Genomic DNA, 16451 nt, shown 5'->3' on the forward strand with positions numbered 1-16451 from the left:
GCCGGGGACATGGGCACCGCCCAGACGGAAACGGCCGCCTGTTCGGCGGCCGTTCGTCTGGGGTCGCGAAGCTTGCCGCGATCAGGCGTAATCGCTGCCGCCGTCGTCTCCGCCGCCGAAATCGCTGTCGTCGGCCAGGTCCATATTGCCGTCGTCGCGATGGTCGTCGTCGTCACTCTGGTAGTTGTTGTTGTCGCGGTCGTTCGAAGCCTGATCGGAGAAGCTTTGGCGGGATTCGCGGTTCGATCCGATGTCGTCGAGACCGGCATCGCGTGCGAGCGAGCCGCCGGACTGATCGCCACCGCTCCACGGGCTGCGATCGCCGCCCAGGGAGTTGGTGTCGCCGAAGGCCTGCTGGTGCGATCCGCCCATCATGCCGCGGATGCTGGAGAGCAGGAGCGAGCCGCCGACGACGCCGGCCGCGGCAGCCGCCGCCGTACCGAGGAAGGAGCCGCCGCCACCGCCGACAGGCGGGGCGCCATAGCCCTGACCCGGGCCTTGAGCGTAGCCCTGCCCGTAAGGCGGCTGGCCGTAGCCCGGCTGGGGCTGCGGCATGGCCTGGCCGGTGTTCCAGACCGGCCGCGAGTCGCGCGGCGGCACGTTCGGAACCGAGCCGCGTGCGGGGCTGCCACCGAACAGCGTGTCGCGCATGGTATCGAGGAAGCCGCCCGACTGGGCCTGCTCCGGCGCACGCGCCGCCTCCAGCTCTTGGATGCGGTTATGCGCGCGCTTCAGCGCTTCGTCCTGCAACAGTGTCGTCTGCACCAGCGCGTATATCGCGCCGGGCGCCTTGCGCAGCCCGTCGGAGATTGCAGCGATCGCGTCGGGATCGCGCGGTGCGTTTTCCAATTTCGAAAGCCGGTCGAAAAGGTCGTCGACGAGCTGGCGTTCCTGCGGCGTCATGATCAATCTCCCTCGCGCAAAACAAGCGCGAGCCAGATGTAGGGTTCCATTGTGGCCCCAACAGTGCCGGCCGGATTAAATTTCGGTATGCGACAAGCTGCCTCAAAGCCTGCTTTCGGCGGGTTACCCCAGCGTGACGCCGCTGTCCGTCAGCAGGCGCGCGAAGGCATCGCCGGCGAGATAAGCGTGCTCGCGTTCGCGCACGTCCGTCATCGGGTCGAGGCCCGCGAGGATGTCGTCGACGAAGCCGGGGTGGCACATCACGAGGCCGTCGTCGGGCAGGCCTTCCAGGAATTGCCGCATCAGGGCGCCGAAATCGGCGGCCCGCGTGAAATCATAGGCTCCTGCAAAGCTGGGATTGAAGCTCAGGCCTGCGCTACCGGCGCGGCGGCGGAATTGCGCGCTGAGGATGTCGAGCACCATGGCCTTTGGCGAAGCCAGCCGCTGCGCCAAAGGCAGGTCGCGCCCGCCCTGGCGCACCCATGCGTTCGGGGCGACATCGGTGACGGCATCGACAAAACCGTCGCGCACCTGCGGATAGAGCTGCACGTGCTGGTGGCCGTCGACGAAGTCGGGCGCGCGCCCGAATGCTTCCATGAAGGCCACGAGTTGCGCTTTCACCTCGCTCCGAAAGAACTCGCGGTCGAGTTTTCGCGTGAGGCCCGCCCGCAGCAGCTTCGGAAATGCCAGGAACATGTCGCCGTTGAGGGGACGGAAATGCATGGTGAGCGGCCGGAACGGCGCCGAGAGCGTCACGTGCAATCCGATCGCGCAGCGCTGGCTTTGTTTTGCCGAGGCCTGAAGCGCCTCGATCTCGCTGCGCCCGATCGCCGGGCCGACCATCATCACCGACGTCGCGTTGAGGCGGCCGCGCTCGATCAGGTCGCGGACGGCACGGTTGACGCCCGGGCTGATGCCGTAATCGTCGGCGCACAGCCAGATCCGCCGCGGCGCCGCCGCGCTCATTCGGCCGCCGTCCGCTTCGCGGCGTCCTCGGTCTCGAAGCGCTTTTCGCTATGCTCGGCGACGAAGTAGATCGGGCGCGCCTTCAGTTCGGACAGGATCTTGCCGATATATTCGCCGACGATGCCGATCATGATGAGCTGCACGCCGCCGATCGTCATCAGGCCGATCACGAGCGAGGGATAGCCCGGCACCTGCTTGCCGGTAGTCAGGACCTCCCAGAGGATCGAGAGGCCGAACAGGAACGCGCCGCCGGCGAGGATCACGCCGGCCAGGCTGGCAAAGCGCAGCGGCGCCACCGAGAACGAGGTCACGCCCTCGATCGACAGACCGAGCAGGCGCGCGGCGCTGAACGTCGTTACGCCATGGATGCGCGGCGCCGGCTCGTAGTCGACGCGGATCTGGCGAAAGCCGATCCAGCTTGCGAGACCCTTGAAGAAGCGATTGCGCTCCGGAAGCTGCCTGAGCGCTGCGACCGCGCGCGGCGACAGCAGGCGGAAGTCGCCGGCGTCCTCCGGGATTTTCTGGCGGGCGCCCCAATTGATCAACGCGTAGAAACCGTGCACGGCGACGCGGCGCAGGAAGGGCTCGTTGTCGCGATGCGCCTTGGCGGTATAGACGACGTCATAGCCGTCCTCGATCCAGTGCCGCACCAGCTGCTCGACCATCGCCGGCGGGTGTTGGCCGTCGCCGTCCATGAACATGACCGCGCCGAGCCGGGCATGGTCGAGGCCGGCCATCAGCGCCGCCTCCTTGCCGAAATTGCGCGACAGCGACACCACCTGGACGTCGACCGCGTCGGCCGGCAGGCTGCGTGCGATCGACAGTGTCGCATCGGCGCTGCCGTCGTCGACATAGACGATCTCGCAGGCCAGCCGATAGCGCTGACGCAGGGTTTTCGCGAGATCGCAGATGCGCTGGTGCAGGGCGACGAGTCCTGCCGCCTCGTTGTAGACGGGGACGACAATCGACAGTCCCTTCGCCGCGGCGCCGGCAGCGGTGGTGGTCAGGCCGGAAACGTCAGAGCCCAGCGTCATCGATCAAGGTTCCAGAGGTAATCAAGGCTTCTTGCAAGTCGTCTTGCAACAAGTCGTCCTGCAACAAGTCGTCTCAACAGCATATGGTAGCTGTCGTTTGCTGTCGCTACGCTGAACGAAGTCGCTCAACAAAGCTTTGGGCTCACTGCCGCAGGAACGCCTCCAGCCTGGCGAACAGCGGGTTCTCCCGGTCGAACACGTAGTCGAGCGAGACCACCGAGACGGTCTCGGCGCCGTGCTCGCGCAGGAAGCTCGCCAGCGCATAGAGCTGCCCGGGCGGGCAGTGCAGCGTGAGCATGCCCGACGAGGTCGGCCCGCCGAACGGGGCTTCGACGCCGAAACGGCTGTGGGCCTCGCCGAGCAGGGCCGCGTCGCATTGCCGGAAGCGGGTGCGGACCTCGCGGTATTTGTTGGCCCGCGCCCGCGCTGCGATGTGATCGAGGATGACGCGCGCCGTCTCGCGTGCCTCCGGCGACCAGTTCGCATCTTTCGAGGCGACCAGATTGGCCTGGCTGCGCAGGATCACGCCGTCGTCGAGCACGCGCAGGCCGTTGGCGGCCAGGGTCGCGCCCGTGGTGGTGATGTCGACGATCAGCTCCGCGGCGCCGGCCGCCGGCGCACCTTCGGTCGCGCCGGTGCTTTCGACGATGCGGTAATCGGTAATGCCGTGGCCCTGGAAGAAGGCGCGGGTGAGGTTGATGAACTTGGTCGCGACCCGCATCCGCATGTGATGCTGCTCGCGGAAGCCGGTGGTGACGTCGTCGAGATCGGCCATGGTGCGGACGTCGATCCAGGCCTGCGGCACCGCGACGACGACGTCGGCATAACCGAAGCCGAGCCCGTCGATCAGCGACACGCGCCTGTCGGCGTCCGCGATGTTCTCGCGGACCAGATCCTCGCCGGTGACGCCGAGATGCGCGAAGCCGCGGGACAGTTGCGAGGCGATCTCGCTGGCCGAGAGATAGGCGACCTCGACATTGTCGAGCCCTGCGATGGTGCCGCGATAATCGCGGGCGCCGCCGGCCTTCGACAGCTTGAGCCCGGCACGGGCGAAGAAAGCCTCGGTGTTTTCCTGGAGACGGCCCTTGGAGGGAACGGCCAGAACGAATGGCGCGCTCATGACTTAAGCTCCCACCTTGCGGCCGATCCTGGTCAGCGCGTCCACCCAGACCGAGAAGCCGACCGCCGGAATCGGCTCTGCCGATCCAAGCTGGGTCATCAGCCCGTCATAGCGGCCGCCGGCAACCAGCGGCTCGGCGCCGTTGCCGCGATAGTGCAGCTCGAATTCGAAGCCGGTGTAATAGTCGAGGCCACGCCCGAACGCGGTGGAGAAACGCGTTTGTTTCACGTCGATGCCGCGCGCCGCCATGAAGCCGACCCGGCTTTCGAACTGGTCGATGGCAACAGCGAGATCGAGCTTCGCATCATTTGTCAGCGCGCGCAGTTCGGCGATGGCGTCGTCGGGATTGCCCGATATCGACAGGAAGCGCTTGAGCACGGTGATCGCCTCGCGCGGCAGCGCGCCGCCCTTCAGCGTGGATTGCTCGAGGAAGCGGTCCGCGATCTCGGCCGCGGTGCGGCCGCCGACATTGGTGGTGCCGGCGATCGACATCAGATCGGTGACGAAGGCGAGCGCCGCCTTGCGGTCGGAGCCGGCGAGCGCGGCCAGCACGCCCTCATATTCGCTGCGGGTCGCGGTGGTCGTGGCGGCCAGCTTCTCCAGATCCTGCTCCAGGCTGATCTTGCGGTTGAAATCCTTGACCAGGCGGCGGCGCCAGACCGGATAGAGGTCGAGCGCGTCGAGCAGGGCATTGAACAGTGCCACGTCTCCGGTGCGGATCTCGACGTCGCTGACACCGAAGGCAGCGGTCGCCTCCAGCGCCAGCGCCAGCATCTCGGCATCGGCTGCGGGGCGGTCCTGGCGGCCGAACGATTCGATGCCGGCCTGCATGAACTCGCTGGCCTGTCCGCTGCGGTAACGAAACACCGGGCCGAGATAGCTGAATCCGGCCGGCTGGCCAGCACGTCCCGAGGCGAGGTAGTCGCGGGCCACGGGAATCGTCAGATCCGGCCGCAGGCAGAGCTCCCCGCCGGACAGGTCCGTGGTCAAATAGAGGCTCTTGCGGATGTCCTCGCCGGAGAGGTCCAGGAACGGCTCGGCCGGCTGCAGGATCGCGGGCTCTGCCCTGACATAGCCGGCCTGCGCGAACGACAACAGCAGCGTATCCGCCCAGGCGGCGGAGCCGGCAGCATTTGAGGTGGCAGTCGTGGTCATCAAAGGGGTCCATCATCCCGGTGGAACCGGGCAGGGCAAGGCAAGGGGAGACAGGCGAATTGGCGCAGCCCTTAGCATGGCCCGGGAGCGGTTTCGACCTCCAAAGGATCAATCGCTTAACAGCCTCGGAGCGTCGCCGAACCCGCTGGCCGAATGTGCAGCTCGGATTTGTGTGCGAGTCGCATTAGGTATTTTAATACCATGGCCTCTCAGCATTCCATTGCGACGAGGCTGAGCTGACTCACAAGGGATGCTTCGCTCTCATTCATTCGGGGCCGGGATGTCTCGGGGCGCCAAGTCCCGCCGCTTCGTATGAAGCGTCATCCGCGAGCTGCTCCGCCAGTCTGAGAACCCTCTGCCGTTTACCCGGGTCGGTGATGCCGAGGAATGCTTTGATCAGTTGCAGCTCCTCGCGTCGCGGCCTGTCGAATATGGCATCGTCATCCATCGCCAAGTCTTCCCGTGCAATTGTCTGTTCTTCCCGTGCGATTGCCTGTGCGATCGATACGGCGCGAAATCGTCCGCCCGACGGGCCCCGATACAGCAAGGCCCAGCGTCACAATGAGAAATTGAAGATGGCTGACAAGTCATCGCATACTCATTTTGGGTATGGCGGATGATCCGTTCGCCGCGGCGTTCGTCTACAATGTGAATGTTGGTTTCGATTCATGCGCAATGCTTCAGATATCATCCGGACGGTCTCGCGACATACGCTGGCCTACATGCTGTTTTCGATCAGCGAGTTGTTCCGGCACTACGACGAATTCGATCCGCTAGACCTTCTGATCGTTCATGCGGTTCTGAATGCGAATGTTATTCATGTGATGAACGACCCATCGCTGGACGCGAGATTTTCCAGCATCGATGCGGTCGAACCGGATGTGATCAAGCAAGGAGTATCCCGAGCGGCACTCTCGCGCTTCCTCAGTCTGCCACTGGAGACGGTGCGTCGTCGCGTGACGGGACTGAAACGGCGCAAAATTCTTGCCGAGATCAAGGCCGGGCTCATCGTGACCGAACAGAACATGTTCAAGTTTGGAAACAATCATGAGCTGCAGAAGACCAACATGCTGCTGCTGACAAAGCTGCTTCGTGATCTCAAGCGCGCCGGCATCAACGGACCGGATGACCTGCGTGTCGCCAAGGGCGCCGCGTCGACAAGGAAGGCGAAGTAAGCGGCAGCATATGGATCAAAGCCATCTCAACGTGGTGCGCGACACAGCGCAAAGAGTAGCGACGGACCGCTTGTTGTCGTTCCAGGGGCTCAGGCCATCCTCGGCGCTCGAGCTCCAATCGTATGACGTCGATCATTTCGACGAAAGCGAGAGATACGCCGGCGCATCCAGCATGCCGTTGTCCGCCGGGACGACAGCGATCATGCGCGCCCGGCTCAGCTTGCCGACCCTCACGCTGTCTCTGGTGAAAACCTTCCCGCGGATCGTTCGCGGCTATCAGTTGACGAATGCCATCGCCGTGTCGGTGCCGATGGATCATGTGAACTCTGCCCGTATCAACGGGCAACCCATCGGAAGTTCCGTGGTCGTTCTAAAAGGCGATTCCGATTGCCTCGTGTACGAGCCGGAAGGCCGTCCGATCGGCATCGTCTATTTTAGTGCGCCTACGCACGAACCCTGGGCGCAACTGGGTGATGGCTATCATCTGCTGAACCCGGCGTCCGACGTACTCGTTTCCCTGCGCCGCTTGATCACCGTCACGCTCGAAACCGCTGCGTATGATCCGGACTTCCTGAACGATCCGACCTCGCAAGCCGTTGTCGAGCGATCCCTGCTCGACACGATGGAAGCCGCGATTCGCACCAATGTGGGTGGTGGGCCCGTGCCGTCCGCGACGGATGGCTATCGGCGGATCGTTGCGGACATGGAAAGATTGATCCGTCGCAATCTGACGATTTGGCCCAAGACGACTGAACTGGCAGAGCAGGTGGGCGTATCCGTCCGGACTCTCCAGAGTGCGACCCTCGCCATCTGCGGGATGAGCCCGCATCGCTACAGCCGGGTCTTGCGCCTCTGGTCGGTGCGCAGGCAGCTCCGCCTCGGTCCGGGGCGGCGGAGTGTGAAGTCCTGCGCCATTGCGCATGGCTTCTGGCATCTGAGCGAATTCGCGGCCAGCTACAGGGCGGCCTTCGGTGAGTTGCCATCCGAGACGCTGAACAGGTCTCTGCGAGGGACGATCTAACCGCCGCTCCAGTCGCCCAGCACAGCCTGGACCAGCGTCAGCGCCGCCACCGCGGCGGTATCGGCTCGCATGATCCGGGGTCCCAGCGCCAGCCGCAGGATCTCCGGCTGCCGCAGCAGCAGGGCGCGCTCTTCCTCGGCGAAACCGCCTTCGGGGCCTATCAGGACGTCGATACCCGGCGCGCCTTGGTCAAGGCCGGCCTCGCGGGCCTTTTTCAGGCTCTGAATGGGATCCTGGACCTCCGCCGCCTCATCACAGAAGATGAGCAGCCGGCCGGCGGGGCGCTGACTGAGATACCGGTCCAGCGCCAGGGGCTCGGCCACGGCGGCGATGCTCAGGATGCCGCATTGTTCGGCGGCCTCGATGACATTGGCGCGCATCCGCTCGGTGTTGACCCGGGAGGCCTGGGTGAACCGGGTCAGGACCGGCTGAAGCGTGGCGGCGCCCATCTCGATGGCCTTCTGCACCATGTAGTCCAGCCGGGCATGCTTGAGCGGGGCGAAGACGTAAGTGAGGTCGGCCAGGGCGTCCTGGGGCCTCGCCTGCTGCAGGATGACGAGGCCGTCCGGCCGCTTGCGGCCTTCGATCGCGGCCTGCCATTCGCCGTCGCGGCCGTTGAATGCCAGAACCTCGGCCCCGGCGGCGAGCCGCAGCACATTACCGAGATAATTTCCCTGCTCGCGGTCGAGCGGAACCCTGGCATCCTGGGCCAGGGGGCGTCGACGAACAGGCGGGGGGCGCGAAAATTGTAGGGGGGCATCGTTCAACGGGTCCAATTTGGTGCCGTTATTAACCGAAAGCCGCCATTTCGGGGGTAAATATTGCCAAACCGGTGCGTCGGCGCGCCGCGCTCTTGCCCTATTCGACGGGTTGTTAAGGGCCGGCGGGAATCGTAAAATCGCCAGCACGCTGGTTGCGCTTCAATTGGGAAAGCGCCGAACCCCGTAGGCTCCTGCCGGAGAGACTGCCTTGATGATCCGTCATTGGATGGTTCCGATCACTGTAGCCATGGTCACCATCGGTGCCTCGGATACCTATGCGCAAAGCGCTTTCCCGGCGCCGCTGCCGAACCAGGCCCCATCCAGTTCCGCGTTTCCGCCGGTCAACGGCTCCGCGCCGGTCGCTTCCGTCGGCACCGCGCCGCAATCGTCCTTTCCCGTAAATGGTGCAGCACCTGTGGGGGCGCCGGCGCTTTCAGCGCGGCGCCGCCGACGCAAGGCGGTCCCGGCGAGGACTGCATGAAAGCCTTCATTCCCCTGCGCGAGGATGCCGAGAAGCGCGGCAAGCTGATCAAGGCCGCGAGCGACCGTCACGCGCCGCCGGACGAGGCCTGCAAGCTGATCCGCAATTTCAGCCAGGCTGAGACCAAGATGATCAAGTACATCGAGACTCACGCCGCGAAGTGCGGAATTCCGCCCCAGGTCGGCGCGCAGATGAAGGACGGCCACAAGAACACCGAGGCGATGGCGACCAAGGTCTGCAACGTTGCGCAGCAGATGCAGCAGCAGCCGCGCGGTCCGGCCGGCCCGTCGCTGAGCGAGGTGCTGGGTTCGGGCTCGGCGCCTGAGGCCAATGCCGGCAAGAAGGGCGGCAGCACCTTCGACACGCTCAACGGCAACGTCCTCACCCGATGAGCGACACATCCGCCCGTGTTGCCGATTCCACCGGCAACTGGGTCGATACGCTCGCGCCGCAATGGGCGCGGCCTTATCTGCGACTATCGCGCTTCGATCGTCCGATCGGCTCCTGGCTCCTCCTGATGCCGTGCTGGTGGTCGGCGGCGCTCGCCGCCGGCATGGCGCATGACGCCAGCCGCCTGCCGCTCACCATCGTGCTGTTCTTCATCGGCGCCTTCGTGATGCGCGGGGCGGGCTGCACCTGGAACGACATCACCGACCGCGACCTCGACGACAAGGTCGAGCGCACCCGCTCGCGGCCGCTGCCGTCGGGCCAGGTGACGACGAAGCAGGCGCTGGCCTTTCTGGTCGCGCAGGCGCTGATCGGTCTCGTGGTGCTGCTGCAGTTCGACCGCTTCGCGGTCCTGACCGGCATCGCCTCGCTCCTGATCGTCGCGATCTATCCCTTCATGAAGCGGATCACCTGGTGGCCGCAGATCGTGCTCGGGCTCGCCTTCTCCTGGGGCGCCCTGATGGGATTTGCCGTCACCTTCGGGCGCATCGACGTCACCGCGCTGGTGCTCTACGCCGGCGCGATTTCCTGGGTGATCGGCTATGACACGATCTACGCGCATCAGGACGCCGAGGACGATGCGCTGATCGGCATCAAGTCCACCGCGCGCCTGTTCGGCGCCCATACGCACCAGGCGCTGATCCTGTTCTACGGGCTGGCCGTGATGCTGATCGGCGTGGCGCTGGCATCTGGCGATGCGCGCTGGCCGGCCTGGCTCGGGCTCGCGGCATTCGCCGTGCATCTGGCGTCGCAGATCGTGCGGCTCAGGATCGACGATCCCGTGCTCTGTCTGCACCTGTTCAAGTCGAACCGCGATGCAGGACTGTTGCTGTTTGCGGGATTGCTCGCCGACGCGGTGACGCGGGCCGCGTAGTTTCGTAGGTTGGGCAAAGGCGCCTTTGCGCCGTGCCCACCATCCATCCAGGACTGTGATTGAAGAGGTGGGCACGCTTTCGCTTTGCCCACCCTATGGCACCTTTAGTTTCTCGCGATGATCTCGCGTTCGCGATGAATCGACAGCTCGCGCGCCATGGCGACACGCCGGCGCATCAGGAATTTCGGACGGCGGGCGCGGATCGCGTTGCAGCGGCGACGGCGGGCTGCGGGCTTGCGGGCACCTTCGTCCAGTTGCGGAAGAGCGAGCAGCTCGCTCCAGATCGCCCAGGCCTCGGCCAGTTCGTCGCCATCGGCGCTGACCAGCAGCGGAATGGAGAGCGAGGGATCGCGATGCACGAGAACGAGTGTCTGCGCCTCGTCGTTGCCGCGGAGCGCGACGCCGGTGAAGTCGCTGACGCGGACGTTGATCGCCATCCGCATGCCGCGGACGGCACGGCGCAGCACGACGCGTTCGCGGTGAAGCTCGATCTGCCTTGTGTATCCGTCGGCGCGCGGATCATGCGCATCGAAGCGGACCGGAAGGGAAAGGGGTCGAGCCGCAGGCTGCGGCCCGACCCGGCGGGAGCGATCCCGCTTGTTGCTGTTTGACGCCTCACGGCTTTAATTCTCCCCGCCAGGATTATGTTCCCGGTCGATGGGTGGACCTTAGCGCGCGCCCTTCGGAAACCGCTTAAAAAGGCTGGTTAATCCAGCGTCACCGCCGCTCATGATTGACAAGACCTTGGCGCACATGATTGACGAGACGTTGCGCTGAAGTCGCGAATCTGAGCCTCTTTCGGGCTGAAAATGCTTGAAGTCCGCACCATCAGGGCACATCTGGTGCTCAGGGCCGCTCTCGCCCCGAAACCTCCCGCCGCAACAGGATTTCGTTTGTGAACCCTTCACCAAGCTCGACGCTTTCCAAAGCCAATCGCGACCTGTTCGACCAGTCCGCGCTCTCCGATCTCGCGCAGCGGCTGGTCGAGGCGGCCCGGCGCGCCGGCGCGGATGCAGCCGATGCGGTCGCGGTGCGCGGCATCTCGCAAGGCGTCGAAGTGCGCGACGGCCGCGTCGAGGAATCCGAACGCTCCGAGGGCGACGATGTCGGCCTGCGCGTGCTGGTCGGCCAGCGCCAGGCCGTGGTCTCGACCAACGACGCCAGCGGCGATGCGGTGACCAAGCTGGCCGAACGTGCGGTGGCGATGGCGCGCGTGGCGCCCGACGACAAATATGTCGGCCTTGCCGATCCCGCACTGCTGGCGCGCGACTTCCCCGATCTCGACCTGCTCGATCCCGACGTGCCCTCGACCTCGGAGCTCGAGCGCCGCGCGCTCGAGGCCGAGGCCGCCGCACTCGCCGTCAAGGGCGTGACCAAGTCCGGCGGCGCCTCGGCCTCTGCCGGTATGGGCGGCATGGTGCTGGTCACCAGCACCGGTTTCCACGGCTCCTATTTGCGTTCCAGCCAGGGCATCTCGGCGACCGCGATCGTCGGTGAGGGCACCGGCATGGAGCGCGATTACGACTTCACCTCGGCGCCGCATGGTGCCGATCTGCTGTCGCCGGACGTGGTCGGCCGCTCCGCCGGCGAGCGCACCGTGGCGCGCGCCAATCCGCGCAAGGTCGAGACCTGCAAGGTGCCGGTCGTGTTCGATCCGCGCGTTGCGGGCTCGCTGGTCGGCCACGTCGTCGGCGCCATCAACGGCGCCTCGATCGCGCGCAAGACCAGCTTCCTGAAGGACAAGCTCGGCCAGCAGCTGTTCGCGAAGAACATCCGCATCATCGACGATCCCCTGCGCAAGCGCGGCCTGCGCTCGCAGACGTTCGACGCCGAGGGCGTCGCCGTCAGGAAGACCGCGCTGATCGACGAGGGCGTGCTGACCACGTGGCTGCTCGACTGTGCCACCGCGCGCGAGCTCGGCCTCACCACCACCGGCCACGCCCATCGCGGCGTCTCGTCCTCGCCCTCGCCGGGGCCGTACAATCTGCATCTCGAACCCGGCATCCCGACGCCGGCCGAGCTGATCGCCGACATCAAGCAGGGCTTCTACATCACCGACCTGATCGGCTCCGGCGTCAACGGCGTCACCGGCGATTACAGCCGCGGTGCCTCCGGGTTCTGGATCGAGAACGGCGAACTCACCTATCCCGTCAGCGAGGTGACGATCGCGGGCCATCTGTTCGAGATCTTCAAGTCGATGCAGCCGGCGAACAATCTTGAGTTCCGCTACGGCGTCAATGCGCCGACGGTGCGCATCGAGGGTTTGACGCTTGGCGGACGTTGACGCGCACTCTCTCCAAACCATCCTGACGCGCGACGCGGCGCTGCTGCAACACACGGTGCGGGAAGCGGGCGCGCTCGCGCGGTCGATGTTCCGCACCGAGCTGAAGACATGGACCAAGGGCGCGTCCTCGCCGGTGTCGGAAGCCGATATCGCCGTCAATGATCTGCTCGAAGCGCGCCTGCGCTCGGCCACGCCGGATTATGGCTGGCTCTCCGAGGAGAGCGCCGATGATTCGAGCCGGCTGTCGCGGCGGCTGACATGGATCGTCGATCCCATCGACGGCACCCGCAATTATCTGGGCGGCCATGACGAATGGTGCGTCAGCGTCGCGCTGGTCGAGGATGCCGCGCCGGTGCTGGCCGCGGTGTTCGCACCTGCCAGCGACGAGTTCTTCTTCGCGGCGCGCGGCCAGGGCACGACGCTCAACGGTCGAGCCGTGCGGGCGGCGGGCGGATCCGCGCTCGACTTCTCCCGCGTCGCCGGCCCGAAGCCGATGGTGGAGCGGCTTCACAGCTCGGGCGGGGACATCAAGCTGCATCCGCGAATCGGTTCGCTGGCGCTGCGCCTCTGCCGGGTCGCCGATGGCGTGCTGGATGCGGCTTTTGCGGGCGGCAACAGCCATGATTGGGACCTTGCGGCGGCCGATTTGATCGTGCAGGAAGCGGATGGTAGGATGAGTGACCTCTCCGGAGACCCCATCCTCTATAACCGCAGGGAAGTTACGCACGGGGTGCTGGTGGCAGCGGGACGCGATCGTCATGCGAGCATTGTCGCGCATTTTCGAGATCGTCCCTTGCCCTGAAGCGCGTCGTGAAGTGCTTTTCGACCACTGCTTTGCCGGGCAGCCCGTTAGGAAGAGAACCCATGCCAGATAGTGCCCCGCAACAATTGCTGCATCTCGTCATCGGTGGTGAACTGCTCGATCTCGAGCACAACACCTTCAAGAATCTCGACGATGTCGAGGTCGTCGGCCTCTATCCGAATTATGCGGCGGCCCATGTCGCCTGGCGCGCCAAGGCGCAGAGCACGGTCGACAACGCGCAGATGCGCTATTTCATCGTCCATCTCCACCGGCTGCTCGACCCGAATCAAGAACCGGCGCGTTGAAAAAACTGCTTCGCAATACGCTGCGGAGCAGCTTCGTTCAACGCGCCGTGGGCATCCTGGCGGCCGAATATCTGCGTCTGGTCTGGCGGACCAACAGGTTCACGTTCGATCCGCCTGACGTCTACGACCGGGTCGAGCCGCAGATCCCGGCGATCTTCGCCTTTTGGCACGGCCAGCATTTCCTCACGCCCTTCATCAAGAACAAGGACTGGTATAAGGCCAGGGTCCTGATCTCCCGCCACCGCGACGGCGAGTTCAATGCGATCGCCGCAGAGCGGCTCGGCATCGGCACCATCCGAGGTTCCGGCGACCATGGCGGCGCCTTCCACCGCAAGGGAGGCGTCGGCGCCTTCAAGGAAATGGTGCGGACGCTCCAGGACGGTTGTAATGTCGCGCTGACCGCCGATGTCCCCAAGCGCTCGCGCGTGGCCGGGCTCGGCATCATCATGCTGGCACGGGAATCGGGGCGGCCGATCATGCCTTTCGCGATGGCGACCAGCCGCTTCATCCGGCTCGAGAACTGGGACCGCACCACCATCAACCTGCCGTTCGGGCGGGGCGCATTGGTCGGCATCAAGGAAATTCACGTTCCCGCGGATGCCGACGCCGCGACGATGGAAGCGCTGCGGCTGGAGCTGGAACAGACCTTGAACGAGGCGACCCGCCGCGCCTATGCGCAACTCGGCCGCCCGGGACCCGAAGATGGCTAATTCGCTGCCAGGATCGCTGCCACGAGCGCTGCCCATGACACTGCGGATGTATCGGCGCCTGGCATCAGGCCTGGTGCCGCTCGCGCCTGCGCTGATCAAGCGGCGGCTGAAGCAGGGCAAGGAAGATCCCGCGCGCGTCGGCGAGCGGCGGGGCCTGTCCCGGGACGTGCGGCCGCACGGCCCGCTGGTGTGGATCCACGGCGCCAGCGTCGGCGAGGTGCTGGCCGCGGCCGCGCTGATCGAGCGCCTGCGCGATCTCAACCTGCGCATCCTGCTCACCTCGGGAACCGTCACCTCGGCCGCGATCGCGGCGAAACGCTTTCCGCCCGACGTCATCCATCAATACGTGCCGTATGATTCCCCGCGCTACGTCGCGCGCTTCCTCGACCATTGGAAGCCGTCGCTGGCGCTGTTCATCGAATCCGATCTGTGGCCGAACCTGATCCTGGCGGGCGCGACGCGCCGCCTGCCGATGGTGCTGATCAACGGCCGGATGTCGCCGCGCTCCTTCCCGCGCTGGCGGCGGATGTACGGCACCATCTCGGCGCTGCTGTCGCGGTTCGACATCTGTCTTGCCCAGTCGAAGACCGATGCCGAACGCTTCTCCGCGCTCGGCGGCCGCGACGTCGTCACCACCGGCAATCTCAAGCTCGACGTATCAGCGCCGCCGGCCGATCCGGCCAAGCTCGAACGGCTGATGGCGATGACGCGGGGACGCCCGATCATCGTCGCCGCCTCGACCCATCCGGGCGAGGACGAGATGCTGGTCGCGGCGCATCGCAGCCTGGTCGGTTTCTTCCCGCAGCTTCTGACCGTGATCGTGCCGCGGCATCCGGATCGCGGGTCGTCGATCGGCGGCTTGATCACCGCCTCCGGCCTGAAGCCCGCCTTGCGCTCGCGCGACGAGCTTCCCGCCGCGACCACCGATGTCTACATCGCCGACACCATGGGCGAGCTCGGCCTGTTCTACCGGCTCTCGCCGGTCGTGTTCATGGGGGGATCGCTGATCCGCCACGGCGGACAGAATCCGATCGAGGCGATCAAGCTCGGTGCTGCGATCGTCCATGGTCCGCACGTCTTCAACTTCGCCGACGTCTACGAGGCGCTCGACACCAGGGGCGGTGCGCGCCAGGCCGACACGCAGGAGGCGCTGGTCAAGCAGCTCGGTCTGCTGCTGGCCGAGCCGACCATCCGCACCAAGATGCAACACGCCGGCGCGAGCGTGGTCGAGGAGCTCGGCGGCGCGCTCAATCGCACCATGAGCGCGCTCGAACCATATCTGCTGCAGTTGCGGATCGAGATGGGGGCCGCCAATGCGTGAGCCGGCCTTCTGGTACCGGCCGCGTTCCCTGCAATCCCTTCTCCTCAGCCCGCTCGGTGCGCTCTATGGCACCATCACCGCGCACCGCATGGCGCGCGAGGGCGTCGACGCCGGCATCCCCGTGATCTGCGTCGGCAACTATCATGTCGGCGGTGCCGGCAAGACGCCGACCGTGCTGGCGCTGACGAAGCTGCTCCGCGAGCTCGGTGAAACCCCGGTGGTGCTCAGCCGCGGCTATGGCGGGCGGTTGCAGGGTCCGGTCATGGTCGACCGCGAACGCCACCGCGCGGCCGATGTCGGCGACGAGCCGCTGATGATGGCGCGCGACGTCCCTGTCGCGGTCGCGCGCGATCGCCTCGAAGGTGTCGCGCTCGCGAAGTCACAGGGCGCCACATTGATCCTGATGGACGACGGCTTCCAGAATCCGCGTCTGTTGAAGGATGCTTCGCTGATCGTGATCGACAGCGAACGCGGCCTCGGCAACGGCAAGGTGTTTCCCGCAGGTCCCCTGCGCGCGCCGCTGAAGGCGCAGCTCGCGCGCACCGACGCATTGGTGCTGATCGGCGACGGCCATGCAGCCAGCGACGTCGCGGCCGAGATCGCCAAGCGCAACAAGCCGGAGCTGCGCGCGCGCCTGAAGGCGGATGCGGCCTCGGTCGCGCAGCTCTCGGGCAGGCGGGTCCTGGCCTTCGCCGGCATCGGCGATCCCGAGCGTTTCTTCCGCTCCTTGCGCGCCAGCGGCATCGATGTCGCGCGCACGCGTCCCTTCGCCGACCATCACATGTTCTCGCGCGAAGAGATCACCGCACTCGCAGCCGAGGCGCAAGCCGAGCAGCTCACGCTGGTGACGACGGAAAAGGATCTTGCGCGCCTGCGCGTCAGCGAGGTCGTGCCTGACGGCATCGTGCCGTTCGCGGTCCAGCTCGAATTCGACGACCCCGCCAAGCTGCGGCAGCTGATCGGCGATCATCTCTACAAGGCGCGCGAGCGGCGCTTCAGCAGGCGGTGATCGCGTAGCAGGCGGTGACGCACCTGCCATTCAGGCAACATTCATCGCCAGACTCCTATCGATCTCACGGGATCAGGAGACTT

Annotated in this window: 15 protein-coding genes and 3 pseudogenes; 10 read left to right on the top strand and 8 right to left on the bottom strand. The window is 65.8% G+C overall.

From position 1 onward, the window contains the following. Positions 1–81 precede the first annotated feature (81 nt). From ACQ86E_RS18410 to ACQ86E_RS18435, 6 genes are all read right to left on the bottom strand, one after another. The gene (locus tag ACQ86E_RS18410; protein WP_431201189.1) at positions 82–903 is read right to left on the bottom strand and encodes a DUF2076 domain-containing protein; all 822 of its coding nucleotides are present in this window, start codon (positions 901–903) and stop codon (positions 82–84) included. 123 nt (positions 904–1026) lie between these two features. Further along, positions 1027–1869, bottom strand: a complete 843-nt coding sequence (locus tag ACQ86E_RS18415; protein WP_431201190.1) for a ChbG/HpnK family deacetylase — start codon at positions 1867–1869, stop codon at positions 1027–1029. Continuing rightward, positions 1866–2903, bottom strand: coding sequence for a glycosyltransferase family 2 protein (locus tag ACQ86E_RS18420; protein ID WP_431201191.1), 1038 nt, complete (start codon positions 2901–2903; stop codon positions 1866–1868). Before ACQ86E_RS18420 ends, ACQ86E_RS18415 begins: the two co-directional genes overlap by 4 nt. A 142-nt stretch (positions 2904–3045) precedes the next feature. Beyond that, positions 3046–4023, bottom strand: a complete 978-nt coding sequence (hisG, locus tag ACQ86E_RS18425) for an ATP phosphoribosyltransferase (protein WP_431201192.1) — start codon at positions 4021–4023, stop codon at positions 3046–3048. A gap of 3 nt (positions 4024–4026) precedes the next feature. Then, positions 4027–5178, bottom strand: coding sequence for an ATP phosphoribosyltransferase regulatory subunit (locus ACQ86E_RS18430; protein WP_431201193.1), 1152 nt, complete (start codon positions 5176–5178; stop codon positions 4027–4029). Between the two features lie 265 nt (positions 5179–5443). Then, the gene (locus ACQ86E_RS18435) at positions 5444–5626 is read right to left on the bottom strand and encodes a hypothetical protein (RefSeq protein WP_431201194.1); all 183 of its coding nucleotides are present in this window, start codon (positions 5624–5626) and stop codon (positions 5444–5446) included. Between the two features lie 220 nt (positions 5627–5846). Between ACQ86E_RS18435 and ACQ86E_RS18440 the strand changes: the two genes are divergently transcribed. Both ACQ86E_RS18440 and ACQ86E_RS18445 read left to right on the top strand, forming a co-directional pair. After that, positions 5847–6353: a hypothetical protein gene (locus ACQ86E_RS18440; protein WP_431201195.1), complete on the top strand. Its 507-nt coding sequence runs from the start codon at positions 5847–5849 to the stop codon at positions 6351–6353. 10 nt (positions 6354–6363) lie between these two features. After that, positions 6364–7374 (top strand): helix-turn-helix domain-containing protein, encoded by a 1011-nt coding sequence (locus ACQ86E_RS18445; protein WP_431201196.1) that lies wholly within the window; start codon positions 6364–6366, stop codon positions 7372–7374. Here ACQ86E_RS18445 and ACQ86E_RS18450 read toward each other — a convergent pair. Then, positions 7371–8134 (bottom strand): annotated as a pseudogene (locus tag ACQ86E_RS18450) (16S rRNA (uracil(1498)-N(3))-methyltransferase). The gene ACQ86E_RS18445 and the pseudogene ACQ86E_RS18450 sit on opposite strands and share 4 nt — an antisense overlap. 212 nt (positions 8135–8346) lie before the next feature. Between ACQ86E_RS18450 and ACQ86E_RS18455 the strand changes: the two are divergent. After that, positions 8347–9008, top strand: a pseudogene (locus ACQ86E_RS18455) (hypothetical protein). After that, complete coding sequence (ubiA, locus tag ACQ86E_RS18460) at positions 9005–9937, top strand: 4-hydroxybenzoate octaprenyltransferase (protein WP_431201197.1); 933 nt, start codon at positions 9005–9007, stop codon at positions 9935–9937. Before ACQ86E_RS18455 ends, ubiA begins: the two are co-directional and overlap by 4 nt. Positions 9938–10041: 104 nt before the next feature. Here ubiA and ACQ86E_RS18465 read toward each other — a convergent pair. Next, a pseudogene (locus ACQ86E_RS18465) lies at positions 10042–10556 on the bottom strand (DUF6101 family protein). A 276-nt stretch (positions 10557–10832) separates the two neighbouring features. On the opposite strand from ACQ86E_RS18465, the gene ACQ86E_RS18470 reads away from it, so the two are divergent. The 6 genes from ACQ86E_RS18470 (at position 10833) to lpxK (ending at position 16368) form a co-directional block, all read left to right on the top strand. Continuing rightward, positions 10833–12221, top strand: coding sequence for a TldD/PmbA family protein (locus tag ACQ86E_RS18470; protein WP_431201198.1), 1389 nt, complete (start codon positions 10833–10835; stop codon positions 12219–12221). Beyond that, complete coding sequence (locus ACQ86E_RS18475; RefSeq protein WP_431201199.1) at positions 12208–13023, top strand: 3'(2'),5'-bisphosphate nucleotidase CysQ; 816 nt, start codon at positions 12208–12210, stop codon at positions 13021–13023. Before ACQ86E_RS18470 ends, ACQ86E_RS18475 begins: the two co-directional genes overlap by 14 nt. Positions 13024–13085: 62 nt before the next feature. After that, positions 13086–13328: a DUF4170 domain-containing protein gene (locus ACQ86E_RS18480; protein WP_431201200.1), complete on the top strand. Its 243-nt coding sequence runs from the start codon at positions 13086–13088 to the stop codon at positions 13326–13328. Then, positions 13325–14038 carry a lysophospholipid acyltransferase family protein gene (locus ACQ86E_RS18485; protein WP_431201201.1) on the top strand — a complete coding sequence of 238 codons (714 nt, stop codon included), beginning with the start codon at positions 13325–13327 and terminating at the stop codon, positions 14036–14038. Before ACQ86E_RS18480 ends, ACQ86E_RS18485 begins: the two co-directional genes overlap by 4 nt. Beyond that, positions 14001–15359 (top strand): 3-deoxy-D-manno-octulosonic acid transferase, encoded by a 1359-nt coding sequence (locus tag ACQ86E_RS18490; protein WP_431201202.1) that lies wholly within the window; start codon positions 14001–14003, stop codon positions 15357–15359. Before ACQ86E_RS18485 ends, ACQ86E_RS18490 begins: the two co-directional genes overlap by 38 nt. After that, a complete protein-coding gene (gene lpxK / locus ACQ86E_RS18495; protein WP_431201203.1) occupies positions 15352–16368 on the top strand; it encodes a tetraacyldisaccharide 4'-kinase in 1017 nt (338 codons plus the stop codon). The genes ACQ86E_RS18490 and lpxK overlap by 8 nt, the downstream gene beginning before the upstream one ends. The last annotated feature ends 83 nt before the right edge of the window (positions 16369–16451 follow it).

Source organism: Bradyrhizobium betae (genome assembly GCF_050632175.1).
Taxonomy (GTDB): domain Bacteria; phylum Pseudomonadota; class Alphaproteobacteria; order Rhizobiales; family Xanthobacteraceae; genus Bradyrhizobium; species Bradyrhizobium betae_B.

Coding starts and splice junctions, on each gene's coding strand:
- ACQ86E_RS18415 (WP_431201190.1), bottom strand. CDS start 1,869: ATGAGCGCGGCGGCGCCGCGGCGGATCTGGCTGTGCGCCGACGATTAC.
- ACQ86E_RS18440 (WP_431201195.1), top strand. CDS start 5,847: ATGCGCAATGCTTCAGATATCATCCGGACGGTCTCGCGACATACGCTG.
- ACQ86E_RS18420 (WP_431201191.1), bottom strand. CDS start 2,903: ATGACGCTGGGCTCTGACGTTTCCGGCCTGACCACCACCGCTGCCGGC.
- ACQ86E_RS18490 (WP_431201202.1), top strand. CDS start 14,001: ATGCGCAACTCGGCCGCCCGGGACCCGAAGATGGCTAATTCGCTGCCA.
- ACQ86E_RS18435 (WP_431201194.1), bottom strand. CDS start 5,626: ATGGATGACGATGCCATATTCGACAGGCCGCGACGCGAGGAGCTGCAA.
- ACQ86E_RS18480 (WP_431201200.1), top strand. CDS start 13,086: ATGCCAGATAGTGCCCCGCAACAATTGCTGCATCTCGTCATCGGTGGT.
- lpxK (WP_431201203.1), top strand. CDS start 15,352: ATGCGTGAGCCGGCCTTCTGGTACCGGCCGCGTTCCCTGCAATCCCTT.
- ACQ86E_RS18445 (WP_431201196.1), top strand. CDS start 6,364: ATGGATCAAAGCCATCTCAACGTGGTGCGCGACACAGCGCAAAGAGTA.
- ACQ86E_RS18430 (WP_431201193.1), bottom strand. CDS start 5,178: ATGACCACGACTGCCACCTCAAATGCTGCCGGCTCCGCCGCCTGGGCG.
- ubiA (WP_431201197.1), top strand. CDS start 9,005: ATGAGCGACACATCCGCCCGTGTTGCCGATTCCACCGGCAACTGGGTC.
- ACQ86E_RS18410 (WP_431201189.1), bottom strand. CDS start 903: ATGACGCCGCAGGAACGCCAGCTCGTCGACGACCTTTTCGACCGGCTT.
- hisG (WP_431201192.1), bottom strand. CDS start 4,023: ATGAGCGCGCCATTCGTTCTGGCCGTTCCCTCCAAGGGCCGTCTCCAG.